The sequence below is a fragment of the Nocardioides sp. genome, assembly GCF_964228225.1.
Classification (GTDB): domain Bacteria; phylum Actinomycetota; class Actinomycetes; order Propionibacteriales; family Nocardioidaceae; genus Nocardioides.
Genome location: NZ_CAXQZB010000007.1, coordinates 1 through 13,804, shown reverse-complemented (window position 1 = coordinate 13,804; position 13,804 = coordinate 1). Strand labels below are relative to the sequence as shown.

Genomic DNA, 13,804 nt, shown 5'->3' with positions numbered 1-13,804 from the left:
GGGGCGGGCGGCCCGGGCCCCCGGGCCCGCCCCCCCCTCCCCCTGTCCATCTCCGGACCCTCGCAGAGAGGCGCACGATGACCACCACCGAGAAGCTGCTCCAGATGGGGATCGCAGTCGCGCTGTTCTTCGGCGTGATGGCGGCGATCCTGCTGCTGACCTCCCTCGTCCGCTCCCGCCGCGGCGAGAAGGTCCAGGCCGCGGCGTTCCTGTTCCCGAGCCTGGCCCTCATCGCGATCGGCCTGCTCTACCCCGCGGCGAAGACCGTCTACCTCTCCTTCCGCAACACCGCCAGCACGGAGTGGGTCGGATTCGAGAACTACCAGAAGATCTTCACCGACTCCGACCAGCTGCAGATCCTGCGCAACACCGCGCTCTGGGTGATCCTGGTCCCGATCGCCGCCACCGCCATCGGCCTGGTGTACGCGGTCCTGGTCGACCGGTCCCGGTTCGAGAAGTTCGCCAAGGCCCTGATCTTCCTGCCGATGGCGATCTCGCTCGTGGGCGCCTCGATCATCTGGAAGTTCGTCTACGCCTACCGCGAGAACGAGCAGGAGCAGATCGGTGTGCTCAACGGTGTCCTGAAGCTGTTCGGCATCGACACCTACAACTTCCTCTTCGAGCAGCCCTGGAACACGATCTTCCTGATCGTGATCCTCATCTGGGTGCAGGCGGGCTTCGCGATGACGATCCTCTCGGCCTCGATCAAGGCGATCCCGGAGGACATCATCGAGGCCGCGCGCCTGGACGGCGTCACCGGGCTGCAGCTGTTCCGCCACATCACCGTGCCGAGCATCCGCCCCTCGCTGATCGTCGTGCTGACCACCATCAGCATCAGCACCCTGAAGGTCTTCGACATCGTGCGCAGCACCACCGGCGGCAACTTCGGCACCAAGGTGCTGGCCTACGAGTTCTACGTGCAGTCCTTCCGCTCCCTCAACGCCGGGCTCGGCGCCGCGCTCGCGACGCTGATCTTCGTCCTGGTGACCCCGATCGTCATCTACAACATCCGCCAGATGCGCCGCTTGGAGGCACGATGACCAGCACGCCGTCCCTCACCAAGGATCCCGCCCCCGACGACGCTGCCGGCGCCGCCGGCGCGCCGGCCCCCGGCGGCAAGGGCGGCAAGGGCGGCGGTCACCGCGGTGGCAAGCCGATCCCGGCCTCGGCCGCGGCCCGCTCCGCACTGTCCTCGCGCTGGGCCTCGGCGGCCGCGATCGTCATCGCCCTGCTCTGGACGCTGCCGACCTTCGGCCTGTTCGTCTCCAGCTTCCGTCCCGAGGCCAAGGCCAAGGGCGAGGGCTGGTGGAAGGTCTTCACCGACGGCGACGTCACCTTCGACAACTACAAGACCGTCTTCACCGGCACCGACGCCGACATCGGGCAGTACCTCATCAACACGATCGTCATCACGATCCCCGCGGTCCTGATCCCGATCACGCTGGCGGTCCTGGCGGCCTACGCCTTCGCCTGGATCGACTTCCGCGGCCGCAACGTGCTGTTCGTCGCCGTCTTCGCCCTGCAGGTCGTGCCGATCCAGGTCACGATGATCCCGCTGCTCAAGCTGTACGTGCAGCCGCCGTTCAACCTGATGCCACTGGCCGGACCCGACGCCCCGGGTGGCGGCTTCTACACGATCTGGCTCTCGCACACGATCTTCGCGATGCCGTTGGCGATCTTCCTGCTGCACAACTTCATGCGCGAGATCCCCGGGGAGCTCGTGGAGTCGGCCCGGGTCGACGGCGCCGGCCACGTGCAGATCTTCACCCGGATCATGCTGCCGCTCATGACGCCCGCGATCGCGGCGTTCGGCATCTTCCAGTTCCTCTGGGTCTGGAACGACCTGCTCGTGGCGCTGGTGTTCGCGGGCGGCCGGACCGACATCTCCCCGCTCACCTACTGGCTGGGCTCGCTGGCCGGCCAGCGCGGCGAGGACTGGCACCTGCTCTCCGCCGGTGCGTTCGTCTCGCTGATCATCCCGCTCGTGGTGTTCCTGAGCCTGCAGCGGTTCTTCGTCCGCGGCCTGCTCGCCGGCAGCGTCAAGGGCTGATCGGCACCGCCCACTCCGATCCGTGCACCGCCCCCGCACCGAATCGTGCGGGGGCGGTGCCGGTCGATCCCGGCCCCGGCCCGTCAGGCCCCGTCCGCTCCTGCGACACCCCGGAAGGAGGATCCGCGCCGGACCGCCTCGTCCGCCACCCAGTGGTAGGACGCCTTCGGCACCCGCGGCAGATCGTCATGATCCCGATCCACGTGCACCAGCCCGAACGTCTTGGTGTAGCCCTCCGCCCACTCGAAGTTGTCCAGCAGCGTCCACACGAAGTAGCCACGGACGTCGGCGCCGGACGCGATCGCCGCGTCGGTGGCGGCCAGGTGGTCGCGCAGGTAGGCGATGCGGTCCTGGTCGTCCACGACGCCGGCGGCGTCACGCTCCCGGTCGGCCATCGCCGCACCGTTCTCGGTGACCACCAGCGGCAGGCCGGTGCGCCGGTGCACCTGCACCAGCAGCTCCTCCAGCCCCTCGGCCGCGATCTCCCAGCCGATGTCGGTGCGCGGGTCGCGCACCACCAGGTCGAGGTCGCCCACGCCGGGGTAGGCCGCGCCCTCGGGGTGCTCCGAGCCGCCGGTGCCGAGCGCCGGGCGGATCGGGGTGTAGTAGTTGATGCCCAGCCAGTCCGCGGAGCCGTGGATGAGGGCGAGGTCGCCGTCGCGCACGACCGTCGGGTCGGCGAGCTCGGGGGCGACGTCGAGCAGGACGTCGTCGTAGGCCCCGTCCACGAGCGGGTCGAGCCACACCCGGTTGCGCACGGCGTCGAGCCGGTCGGCGAGCGGCGCGGCCTCGGGCGTCTCGGGCCACACCGGCGCCAGGTTGCACACGATCCCGAGCCCCTCGACGTCGCCGATCGCCTGCCGCAGCAGCCCGTGGCCGAGCATGAGGTGGTGCGCCGCCCGGTGGGCCGCTCCCCCCTCGCGACGGCCCGGCGCGTGCACCCCGGCGGCGTAGCCGAGGTAGGCCGCGCACCAGGGCTCGTTGTGGGAGGCCCACAGCTCCACGCGATCGCCCAGCCGGGCGTGCACCGCGGCACCGTAGGCGGCGAAGGCCTCGGCGGTCGCGCGCTCCGGCCAGCCGCCGGCGTCCTCCAGCGGCTGGGGCAGGTCCCAGTGGTAGAGCGTCGCGGTGGGGCGGATGCCACGCGCGAGCAGGGTGTCGACCAAGCGGTCGTAGTAGGCCAGTCCGCGCGGCTCGAGCCGGCCGGTGCCCTCGGGCATCAGGCGCGGCCAGGCCAGCGAGAAGCGGTACCACTCGACGTTGAGGCCCGCCACGAGGTCGACGTCCTCCTCCCACCGCAGGTAGGAGTCGCACGCGCGCGTGCCGTCGCTGCCGTCGCGCACCGCTCCGGGCACCTCGCAGAAGGTGTCCCAGATCGAGGGGCCGCGACCGTCGGCGGTGGCGGAGCCCTCGATCTGGAAGGACGCCGTGGCGGTGCCGAGGGCGAGTCGGCCGGGCTGCAGGGGGTGGGCCATGCGCCCAACCTACGCGCGTGCCGTCAGGGCCGCGAGGACGCGCGATGAGCCACGACGCCGCGCCGGCCCGCGGCTCCCACGCCGAGGTCAACATGGAGGACGTCGCCCGTCAGGCCGGCGTCTCGATCGCCACCGTCTCGCGCGCGCTGCGGGGGGTGCAGGGCGTCAGCGCCAACACCCGACGGCGCGTGCTCGCCGCGGCCGAAGAGCTGTCCTACGTCGTCTCCCCCGCCGCCTCCAGCCTGTCCGGCGGGGCCACGGGACGGGTGGCGGTCGTGGTGCCGAAGCTGGACTCGTGGTTCGCAGCCACGATGACCGCCGCGATCGAGACGACGGTGCGCGGAGGGTCGCGCGACGTGCTGCTCTACCAGGTCGACGGCCGCGACCAGCGCAGCCGTTTCTTCCGCGAGCTGCCCACGCGACGCAAGGTCGACGCCGTCGTGCTGGTCTCGCTGCCGCTGGAGGCGGAGGAGGAGGCCCGCCTCGACCTCATCGGCGTCGAGGTCGTGGTGGCCGGGGCCCGGCTGCGCGACTACCCGTTCGTGGAGGTCGACGACATCGCCCTGGCCCGCACCGCCGTGCGCCACCTCGCCGACCTCGGGCACACCCGGATCGGGATGATCCGCACCAGCGACACCGAGGGCGCGCACTGGACCAGCGACCTGCACCGGGTGCAGGGCTACACCGAGGTGCTGGCCGAGCGCGGGCTGGGCGAGCCGATCCTGGTCACCGAGGCCTACGGCGTGCACGCCGGCGCGCGCGGCATGGCGCGGCTGCTCGCGCTGCCCGACCCGCCGACGGCGGTGTTCTGCTACTCCGACGACATCGCGGTGAGCGCGTACAGCGAGCTGGTGCGCCGCGGGCTGCGGGTGCCGCACGACGTCTCGCTCATCGGCGTCGACGGCAACCCGCTGGCCGAGACCTTCTGCCTCACCTCCATCGACCAGCACGTCGGCGCGCAGGCGCGGTGCGCCGGGGAGATGGCCCTGCACCTGCTGCGCGGGGAACCGCTCCCCGCCCGGGGCCGGTTGATCGACTTCACCCTCGTCGACCGCGGCTCGACCGGTCCGGCGTCCCGCTGATCGCAGGTGGTCGGCACGCCCTAGACTCGGGGCTCGTGACGAGCGCTCCCGGCCCCGAGTTCCGCTACTCCGACCTGCTGCCCCTCGGCAAGGACGACACCCCGTACCGGTTGATCACCACCGAGGGCGTGAGCACCGTCGAGGTCGACGGGCAGACCTTCCTCAAGGTCGCCCCCGAGGCGATCCAGCGGCTCACGGCCGAGGCCATGCACGACATCGCCCACTTCCTGCGCCCGGCCCACCTGGCGCAGCTGCGACGGATCATCGACGACCCCGAGGCCAGCGGCAACGACCGCTTCGTGGCGCTGGACCTGCTCAAGAACGTCAACATCTCCGCCGGCGGCGTGCTGCCGATGTGCCAGGACACCGGCACCGCGATCGTGATGGGCAAGAAGTCCGAGGGCGTCATCACCGGGGTCGACGACGGCGAGTGGATCAGCCGCGGCGTCTACGACGCCTACACCAAGCTCAACCTGCGCTACTCCCAGCTGGCGCCGCTGACGACCTACGAGGAGAAGAACACCGGCACGAACCTGCCGGCGCAGATCGAGCTGTACTCCACCCCGCAGACCAGCGGGAAGCCGGAGTACAAGTTCCTCTTCATGGCCAAGGGCGGCGGTTCGGCCAACAAGTCCTTCCTGTTCCAGGAGACCAAGGCGGTGCTCAACCCGACCCGCCTGCTGGAGTTCCTCGACGAGAAGATCCGCTCCCTCGGCACCGCGGCGTGCCCGCCCTACCACCTCGCCATCGTCATCGGCGGCACCAGCGCCGAGTACGCCCTCAAGACCGCCAAGTACGCCTCCGCGCACTACCTCGACCACCTCCCCACCGAGGGCTCGATGAGCGCGCACGGCTTCCGCGACCTCGAGCTGGAGGAGCAGGTCTTCGAGCTCACCCAGTCCTTCTGGATCGGCGCGCAGTTCGGCGGCAAGTACTTCTGCCACGACGTCCGCGTGGTGCGACTCCCCCGGCACGGCGCCTCCTGCCCCGTGGCCATCGCGGTGTCCTGCTCCGCCGACCGCCAGGCGCTGGGCAAGATCACCAGCGAGGGCGTCTTCCTCGAGCAGCTCGAGATGGACCCCGCCCAGTACATGCCCGACGCCGGCGTGGCCGAGGACATCAGCAGCGGCGAGGTGGTCGCCGTCGACCTCAACCGGCCGATGAGCGAGATCCTCGCCCAGCTGAGCCAGTACCCGGTCAAGACCCGGCTCTCCCTCACCGGCCCGCTCGTCGTGGCCCGCGACATCGCGCACGCCAAGATCAAGGAGCGCCTCGACGCCGGCGACCCGATGCCCGACTACCTCAAGAACCACCCCGTCTACTACGCCGGCCCCGCCAAGACGCCCGAGGGCATGGCGTCGGGCTCCTTCGGCCCCACCACCGCCGGCCGCATGGACTCCTACGTCGAGCAGTTCCAGGCCGCCGGCGGCTCGATGGTGATGCTCGCCAAGGGCAACCGCTCCAAGGCGGTCACCGAGGCCTGCGGCACCCACGGCGGCTTCTACCTCGGCTCGATCGGCGGCCCCGCCGCCCGACTCGCCCAGGACTGCATCCGCTCGCAGGAGGTCATCGAGTACCCCGAGCTCGGCATGGAGGCGGTCTGGAAGATCGAGGTCGAGGACTTCCCCGCCTTCATCGTCGTCGACGACAAGGGCAACGACTTCTTCACCGACCCCGCCGGCACCGTCACCGTGCCGATCACCGGCCTTCGGGTGCGCTCGGCCGAGTAGTCCCCTCCCGGGTCGGCTGCGGGTGCCCGCCGCCTCGGTTCGCGGCGGCACCATCGTCGAGAAGCGAGCGCCACGAGACGCCCACACCCCACCGACCACCCCGACTCACCGCGTCTCGTGACGGCGCCGGGGCGCCTCCTCGACGAACGCGGGGGGACGGCACGATCGTCGAGGAGCGAGCCCTGGCGAGCGTCACGAGACGCCCGCACCCGACAGACCACCTCGGGCCGGTGCCGACTCCCGACTCGCTGCGTCGCGTCACGGCGCCGGGGCGCCTCCTCGACGAACGTGGGAGGACGGCATGGGCGTCGTGGGGCACGGCACGGTCGTCGAGGAGCGAGCCCCCGGCGAGCGTCACGAGACGCCCGCACCCGACAAGCCACCTGGGCCCGGTGCCGTCCGCCGGCTCGCCGCAGTCTCGTGACGGCGCCGGGGCGCCACCTCGACGACCGCGGGAGGACGGCATGGGCGTCGTGGGAATGGCACGGTCGTCGAGGAGCGAGCCCTGGCGAGCGTCACGAGACGCCCGCACCCGACAGACCACCTCGGGCCGATGCCGTCTGCCGGGGCGCCTCCTCGACGAACGCAAGGGGGACGGGCATGGCGTCGTCACCTGCGGAATGTGCAGGAACGGACCGTCGGGACCACGGCGCTGTCTGCACATTCCGCTGGTGACGACGGAACGACCGTCACCACCGCTGGCAGCGAGGTGGGAACCCGGGCCGAACACGACCTCTGACCTGTGGATTCGCACTCTCGTTCGAACACATGTTCGAGTACAATCGGAACATGCCCGCCGCCCTCGCCGACATCGCGCCTCCGGACGTCGACGCGCGCACCCTGACCGGGCTCAAGGAGCTGGCTGGTGACGCCGAAGCGGCGGAGCGGCGGTTCTTCGTCGGCGCTGCGGAGTTCGCGGTCGCGCATCCGTTCTTCCCCTGGACCGTTTCGGACGGGCGGCCCGAGACCATCGAGGAGGTCGCGGGGATCGATGAGTCCGCGGTGGCGGAGTTCGCGTGCGCGACCGGCCGGACCTACCAGTCGGGTCTGGGGTACCTGTCAGCCGCGAAGGAGTGCGCGACCCGCCTCCCGCGCCTGTGGGTGCGGGTGCTGGCCGGGGAGGTGTCGGTGTGGCGGGCCCGGTTGATCGCGGACCGCACCTACTGCCGCAACGCCGCCGTCGCGGAGTACGTCGACCGACGTCTCGCGGCCTACGCGCACTCGTGCTCCTTCGCGCAGCTCGACCGGACCGTGGCTGCGGCGATCGCGGCCCACGACCCCGCACTCGCCGCTGAGCAGGCTCGGGCTGCGGCCGACGGGCGCCGGGTGCTGATCGGCACCACCACTACCGGGGCCGACGGCATGGTCGAGATGTACGCGACCCTCGATGCCGCTGACGCCCTCGACCTCGACCGGGCCCTGGGCGAGGTCGCCGCCGACCTGAAGGCCGCCGGTAGCGAGGACTCCCTCGAGGTCCGACGGTCCATGGCGCTCGGAGAGCTCGGCCGCAAGCAGCTCGCACTCGACTTCGGCGCCCCGAGCGAAGAAGCCAAGAACCGCAGGGACCTGACCCTCTACGTCCACCTCTCCCAGGCCGCCCTCGAAGCCGGCACCGGCATCGGACGACTCGAGAACACCCGCATCCCCGTGGCCCTCGACCAGATCAAGAGCTGGTGCGGTGTCGCCGGCACCAAAGTGACCGTCCGACCCGTCCTCGACAGCGGCGCCGTGCGACACACCGACGCCTACGAAGCCACCCCCCTCATCCGGGAGGCCGTGATCCTGCGGGACGGGACCTGCGTCGCCCCCTACTGCACGCACTCCGCCCGCGGCGTCGACCTCGACCACATCGAACCCTTCGACCACGCCCACCCCGCGAGGGGCGGACCGACATCGACCGCGAACCTCGCCGCGCTCTGCCGCACCCACCACCGACTCAAGACCCACCACGGCTGGACCTACGAACCGATCAGCACTCCCGAGGGCCGGTCGTACCTGTGGACCCTGCCGTCCGGCAGCCGCTACCTCCGCGGACCCACCGGCACCACCCCACTCGACTGCCCCGAACCCCCCAGCAGCACCGACAGGCGACACCCACCCGGGTGCCGCCCCGTCGTGCTGCTCCCGGCGCCGTCACGATCAGAAGGTCAGGAAGTCGACGAGCCATTCGTGCACCGTGCGCAGGCACCGGTCGTCGACGCGGCCGAGGTGGCCGCGCAGTCGGGTGCGGCTGATCGTGCGGGGCTGCTCGGTCAGGGCGAACGAGGGCCGGCTGAGGCCGCGGTCCGTGCCGGCGGCGGTCACGGGTCCGGTGAGGGGCACGTGGTTGGGCCAACCGCGGTCGATGGTGGAGATCGGAACGACGATCGCCAGCGTGGTCACGAGCTCGAGGTAGCCCGCGCCCGCGACCACGAGCACCGGCCGTCGACCGGCCTGCTCACGGCCGACGGTCGGGGCGAGGTCGGCCCAGACCACGTCGCCGGGGGAGAGTGCCGCGGTGTCCACGGGCGGGGCCTCTGGCCGGTCCTCAGTCGAGGTCGGCGTCGAGCCAGGCCGCACGTTCGCGCTCGTACGCGTCCCTCGCGTCCGGCGGGGTGGCGGCGATGGCGTCGCGCAGTGCCTCGAACCGCAGGCCGCGTTCGGCGGCCTCGGCGAGTCGTGCCACGTGATCGCCGAGGCTCAGGTCGACCCGGGCCGCCTGCCTCTTGAGCAGGTCGCGCGTGTGCGTGCTGACCTTGATCGTCGTGACCGGCATACCGGAAGTATACCGACGGTCGGGGCTCAGGCGTGGGTGAGCACCCAGTCGGCGAGCAGGTCGGCGGTGCGCTCCCACCCGTCGTCGAGCATCAGGTCGTGGCCGAGGTCGGGCAGCATCACCGGCGCGGTGCCCCAGGCGGCGGCCGTCGCGGCGACGTCGTCGGCCCCGAAGATCGTGTCCTCACCCGCCCCCACGACCAGGATCGGCTCGCTCACCGGGCGTGGCTTGGGTCGGTCGAGGGCCAGCATGTCGAGGAACGCCAGGTAGGACTCCGACTGCACCCGCGCCCGACACGCCTCCACCACCGACGCGGAGGTGCCGGGGCGGAAGAACCGCTCGCGGATCTGCTCGGGGGTGCGCACCAGGCGGCCCAGGTCGAGCGTGGCGTTGGCGGCGAGGAAGGTCCCGGTCTCGTGCCGCGCGAGGCCGAGGGTCACGCTGATGACGCCCTTCGGCGGCATTGCGGCGAGCAGGGCGGCGCCCGCCAGCGCCGGCCGGTCGGTGCGGGCCAGGAGCTGCTGGGTGATCGCCCCGCCCATGGAGTGACCGGCGAGGAACACCGGCCCCGATGCGCGGGTGGTCTCCTCGGCGACCACGGCGAGGACGGCGTCGACGTAGTCGCGCATCCGCAGCCGGTTGAGACGCCGTGACGACGCCGAGCCGGCGTGGGCGGGCAGGCTCGGGGCCACCGAGGTGATGCCTCGCGCGGCGAGCCGCTGGGCGAACCCGTCCTGCCAGCACCACGCGCCGTGCCACGCGCCGTGCACGAGCACGAGCGTGGCCTGCGCGGCACCGGCAGCGGCGGTGCGGACGATCTCGGGTGCGGGGTGGGTCAGGGGCACAGCGGGAGGCTAGTGACTGTGCACGGACCGGGGAAGCCCCGCCGCGCTGCCGTTTGCGGGGTCGGGGGCCGGGCACGGTGCCGTCCGTGACCCCGCTCCCGCTCTGGATTCCCTGGATCCTGACCCTCGCGCTGGCCCTCCCCGGACTGATGATGCGGGCCGACCTGCGTCGCCGCCCCGAGGAGTCGGCCCCGCTGCGCGTGCGCCGCCGCCCGTGGCGGCCGTGGCTGGCGCCCGCAGCGGTGATGGCGCTGGTCAGCTTCGTCCTGACCGGCGACCGCCTGATCGTCACCGAGCGCGAGCTCACCGCCGCGACCGGGTCCGCCGCCCTGGAGATCGACGGGCGCGTCACGGTCTCCGACGCGCTGCTGGAGGAGTCGGTGGAGCGCCGGCTGGGCCGCGACGTCGTCGTCGCCGACGTCGACCCGCCCGCGCCGCCCGCGGTGGAGGGGCTGCCGGTGAGCACGTTCCTCGAGGTCTCGGTGAGCGCGATGGTGGGCTCCCCGACCGTGTGCGTGGAGCTCGCCCCCCGCCCGATCGGGCCCGAGGACGCCGCCGGCACCTCCCTGCAGGCCCTGGTCACCTCGGGCGCCTGCGAGGACTGACCCACGGCTCCGGCGGCGCGCCGGGGCCGGTGGAGGAGCGGTGTCCCGATCGGCCCCGACGGCGCAGGCTGGGGTCCATGGGCGACCCTCTCGGAACCCACCCCACCCCGTTGCCCGTCGTCCGGACCCCCGCCGAGTTCGCCTTCCTCCACGCCCGGCCCGGACGGGGGCTCGGCACGCCCGGCGACCTCGCCGGGGCACGGCTGCTCACCTCCTGCAGCCGGTGGCCGGTGCACCTGGCCGACGACCACCGCATGCGGGTGGTGTCGGGGGACGACCTCGTCCTCGCCCGTTCCGTCTGAGCCGCGGCCGGGAGGTGCGGCTCAGTCCGCGAGGTCGACCACGACCGGAGCGTGGTCCGACGGGGCGCCGGTGCCCTGCGCGGGATCGCGCTCGTCGGTGTCGATGAACGCGCCCGTCACCCGCGCGGCCAGCGGCGCGGAGCCGAGCACGAAGTCGATCCGCAGGCCCCGGTTCCGCTCGAACCGCTGCCGGTAGTAGTCCCAGTAGGTGTACACCTCGGGGCCCGGGGTGAACGGTCGCGCGGTGTCCACCCAGCCGTCCTCGAGGAAGCCCGCGAACGCCGCCCGCTCGCGGGGCGTCACGTGGGTGGAGGTGCGGAACTGCGCGGGGTCGAAGACGTCCTCGTCGGTGGGGCAGATGTTCCAGTCGCCCACGAGCGCGGTGGGCACGTCGCGCCACTCCTGCGCGGCCTCCCGCAGCCGGGCCAGCCAGTCCAGCTTGTAGGTGTAGTGGGGGTCGTCGATCTTGCGGCCGTTGGGCACGTAGAGCGACCACACCCGCACGCCGCCGCAGGTGGCGCCCAGCGCCCGCGCCTCGGGGGCGGGCGGCTCGCCGAAGCCGGGCATGCCGGGGAAGCCGACCTCCACGTCGACCAGCCCCACGCGGCTGAGGATCGCCACCCCGTTCCACTGGCTCACCCCGGCCGCCGCGACCTCGTAGCCCAGCGACTGCAGCCCCATGAGCGGCAGCTGGTCCTCGCGCGCCTTGGTCTCCTGCAGCGCGAGCACGTCGACGTCGTGGCGGGCGAGGAAGGCCTCCACCCGATCGATCCGGGCCCGCAGCGAGTTCACGTTCCAGGTCGCGATGCGCACCCGCGCACTCTAGACGGGTGCCGTGGGGCCCCGACTGCGGGAGGATGCCGCCGTGCCCCCTCCCGACCCGCCCCTGGTGATCGTGTGCGGGCTCCACGACGAAGGGCTGCGCACCGTGGAGCAGCTGCACGCCGCTGGCGCGCGCGTGGTGATGGTGGACGAGGAGCCCGACCAGCGGCTGGTCCCGCGCCTGGTCGAGCTCGGTGTGCCCCACCTGCGGGCGGACGCCCGCCTGCCCGAGACGCTCCAGCAGGCCGGCATCGAGCACGCCTCGGCGCTGGTCTGCGTGGAGTCCGACGACCTGCAGACCCTCGCCACGGCCCTGCTCGCCCGCCAGCTGCGACCCGACCTGCGCGTCGTGGCGCAGCTGCGCAACGACGCCGTGGGCCGCGCGCTCGGCGGCGCGGGGGTGGAGGTGCTCGACGTCGCCCGGCTCGCGGCCCCGGCGCTGGTGCGCGCCTGCCTGCGCACCGACCGCTGGCGGCTGCACCTGGCCGGCCGCGACGTCGTGATGGTCGAGACCGTGCTCACCCGCTACCGCGGCACGCTGCGCGACGCCTTCGGCGACCTCGCGCCGATCGCGGTGGTGCGCGGCGGGCAGCCCGGACCGGGCGGATCGGGCGGATCGGGCGGACCGGGCGGACCGGCGGCGGTGGAGGTGAGCCCGAGCCGCGACGTCGTCGTCGGACCGGGCGACCGGCTGCACCTGCTCGGCACGCCCGCCGAGGTCGAGGCGGCGGGCCTCCGGCGGCCCGGCGTCCTGCCGGCCTGGGTGGGCGCCCGGGCCGGGCGCGCCCCCGACACCCCGCGTCGCGACCCGTGGCTGCGCGGGCCGCTGCGCGCGCTCGACCGGCGGGTGCTGCTCGCCGTCGGCGCGATGCTGACGCTGTTCTTCACCTCCGTCTCGGTGCTGATGCTCGGCTATCGCGAGCCCGACGGCACCCGCATGTCGGTGCTCGACGCCGTGTACTTCACCGTGGAGACGATCGGCACCGTCGGCTACGGCGACTTCTACTTCCGCGACCAGGACCCGTGGCTGCGGCTGTGGGCCGTGGTCCTGATGATCGTCGGCGCCACCCTCGCCACGGTGCTGCTCGCCCTGCTCACCAACGCCCTCATCGCCCGCCGCATCGAGGAGGCGCTCGGCCGCCGACGTCTCACCCGGTTCTCCGGCCACGTGATCGTCGTCGGCCTCGGGTCGGTGGGGGTCGAGGTCGTGCGCCTGCTGCGCGCCGAGGGCGTCGACGTGGTCGTGGTCGACGACGACCCCGTCAACCGGTTCCGCGGCGAGGTCGACGCCCTGCGCGTGCCCGTCGTCGTCGCCGACGCGACGCTGCCCGACACCTGGCGCGCGCTGCGGCTGGAGCATGCCCGCGCGGTGGCGGTGCTGGTCTCGGAGGACCTGGTGAGCATCGAGACCGCGCTCGTGGTGCGCGAGCTGCTGGGGGAGCGGTGGCGCGAGGTGCCGGTGGTGCTCCGCGTCTTCGGACGCCGGCTGGCCACCACGGTGGCCGACAGCTTCGGGTTCCGCCACGTGCGCTCGCCCGCGGTGCTGGCCGCCCCGTGGTTCGTGGGGGTGACCCTGGGCTGGGAGGTCGTGGACACCTTCTATGTCGGCGACCTGCCGCTCGTGCTGGCGCGCGTGCGCGTCGGCGCCGAGGGCGCCGGCGGTGGTCTGGCCGGCGTCGCGCTGTCGGACCTCCCGGCCCGGGTGCGGGTGCTGCTGCTGGAGCGTGCCCCGGACGACGGTGCCGTCGGCGTCGACGTCGAGCACAACCCGCGCCGCGACACCCGGCTGCGCGTCGGCGACGTCGCCACCGTCGTCGGACCCGTGGAGGAGCTCACCGCACTGATGCGCGCGGACGGTACCGCCTGAGGTGCGCAGTCGGGTGCGGGCGTCTCGTGACGCTCGCTGGCGCTCGCTCCTCGACGACCGTGGGTCCTACGTTCGTCGAGGAGGCGCCCTGGCGCCGTCTCGAGACGTGGTGGGTCGGGTGCGGGCGTCTCGTGACGCTCGCTGGCGCTCGCTCCTCGACGACCGTTGGTCCTACGTTCGTCGAGGAGGCGCCCTGGCGCCGTCTCGAGACGTGGTGGGTCGGGTGCGGGCGTCTCGTGACGCTCGCTGGCGCTCGCTCCTCGACGACCGT

13 protein-coding genes are annotated in these 13,804 nt (G+C 72.8%); 7 read left to right on the top strand and 6 right to left on the bottom strand.

The features are described from left to right. Positions 1 to 77: 77 nt before the first annotated feature. Positions 78 to 1,040, top strand: coding sequence for a carbohydrate ABC transporter permease (locus ACERUJ_RS01930; protein WP_370246747.1), 963 nt, complete (start codon positions 78 to 80; stop codon positions 1,038 to 1,040). After that, on the top strand, positions 1,037 to 2,050 hold the full coding sequence (locus ACERUJ_RS01925; RefSeq protein ID WP_370246746.1) for a carbohydrate ABC transporter permease: 1,014 nt from the start codon (positions 1,037 to 1,039) through the stop codon (positions 2,048 to 2,050). The genes ACERUJ_RS01930 and ACERUJ_RS01925 overlap by 4 nt, the downstream gene beginning before the upstream one ends. An 83-nt stretch (positions 2,051 to 2,133) precedes the next feature. Here the strand turns inward: ACERUJ_RS01925 and ACERUJ_RS01920 are convergent, their stop codons facing one another. After that, on the bottom strand, positions 2,134 to 3,525 hold the full coding sequence (locus ACERUJ_RS01920; RefSeq protein ID WP_370246745.1) for a GH1 family beta-glucosidase: 1,392 nt from the start codon (positions 3,523 to 3,525) through the stop codon (positions 2,134 to 2,136). Positions 3,526 to 3,569: 44 nt separating this feature from the next. Between ACERUJ_RS01920 and ACERUJ_RS01915 the strand changes: the two genes are divergently transcribed. After that, positions 3,570 to 4,607 (top strand): LacI family DNA-binding transcriptional regulator, encoded by a 1,038-nt coding sequence (locus tag ACERUJ_RS01915; RefSeq protein ID WP_370246744.1) that lies wholly within the window; start codon positions 3,570 to 3,572, stop codon positions 4,605 to 4,607. A gap of 35 nt (positions 4,608 to 4,642) precedes the next feature. Next, positions 4,643 to 6,337 (top strand): fumarate hydratase, encoded by a 1,695-nt coding sequence (locus tag ACERUJ_RS01910; protein WP_370246743.1) that lies wholly within the window; start codon positions 4,643 to 4,645, stop codon positions 6,335 to 6,337. A 1,059-nt stretch (positions 6,338 to 7,396) separates the two neighbouring features. On the opposite strand, the gene ACERUJ_RS01905 is transcribed toward ACERUJ_RS01910, so the two are convergent. From ACERUJ_RS01905 to ACERUJ_RS01890, 4 genes are all read right to left on the bottom strand, one after another. Next, positions 7,397 to 8,074: a hypothetical protein gene (locus ACERUJ_RS01905; protein WP_370246742.1), complete on the bottom strand. Its 678-nt coding sequence runs from the start codon at positions 8,072 to 8,074 to the stop codon at positions 7,397 to 7,399. Between the two features lie 402 nt (positions 8,075 to 8,476). Continuing rightward, positions 8,477 to 8,812: a type II toxin-antitoxin system PemK/MazF family toxin gene (locus tag ACERUJ_RS01900; protein WP_370246748.1), complete on the bottom strand. Its 336-nt coding sequence runs from the start codon at positions 8,810 to 8,812 to the stop codon at positions 8,477 to 8,479. 52 nt (positions 8,813 to 8,864) lie between these two features. Continuing rightward, a complete protein-coding gene (locus tag ACERUJ_RS01895) occupies positions 8,865 to 9,092 on the bottom strand; it encodes a hypothetical protein (protein WP_370246741.1) in 228 nt (75 codons plus the stop codon). A 26-nt stretch (positions 9,093 to 9,118) separates the two neighbouring features. Next, positions 9,119 to 9,937, bottom strand: a complete 819-nt coding sequence (locus ACERUJ_RS01890) for an alpha/beta hydrolase (protein WP_370246740.1) — start codon at positions 9,935 to 9,937, stop codon at positions 9,119 to 9,121. Between the two features lie 86 nt (positions 9,938 to 10,023). Here ACERUJ_RS01890 and ACERUJ_RS01885 point away from each other — a divergent pair, with 86 nt between their 5' ends. Together ACERUJ_RS01885 and ACERUJ_RS01880 are read left to right on the top strand one after the other, a co-directional pair. Continuing rightward, on the top strand, positions 10,024 to 10,542 hold the full coding sequence (locus ACERUJ_RS01885) for a hypothetical protein (RefSeq protein ID WP_370246739.1): 519 nt from the start codon (positions 10,024 to 10,026) through the stop codon (positions 10,540 to 10,542). A 77-nt stretch (positions 10,543 to 10,619) separates the two neighbouring features. After that, positions 10,620 to 10,844, top strand: a complete 225-nt coding sequence (locus tag ACERUJ_RS01880; protein WP_370246738.1) for a hypothetical protein — start codon at positions 10,620 to 10,622, stop codon at positions 10,842 to 10,844. A gap of 21 nt (positions 10,845 to 10,865) precedes the next feature. On the opposite strand, the gene ACERUJ_RS01875 is transcribed toward ACERUJ_RS01880, so the two are convergent. After that, on the bottom strand, positions 10,866 to 11,657 hold the full coding sequence (locus ACERUJ_RS01875) for an exodeoxyribonuclease III (protein WP_370246737.1): 792 nt from the start codon (positions 11,655 to 11,657) through the stop codon (positions 10,866 to 10,868). Positions 11,658 to 11,709: 52 nt separating this feature from the next. Between ACERUJ_RS01875 and ACERUJ_RS01870 the strand changes: the two genes are divergently transcribed. After that, complete coding sequence (locus ACERUJ_RS01870) at positions 11,710 to 13,533, top strand: NAD-binding protein (RefSeq protein ID WP_370246736.1); 1,824 nt, start codon at positions 11,710 to 11,712, stop codon at positions 13,531 to 13,533. The last annotated feature ends 271 nt before the right edge of the window (positions 13,534 to 13,804 follow it).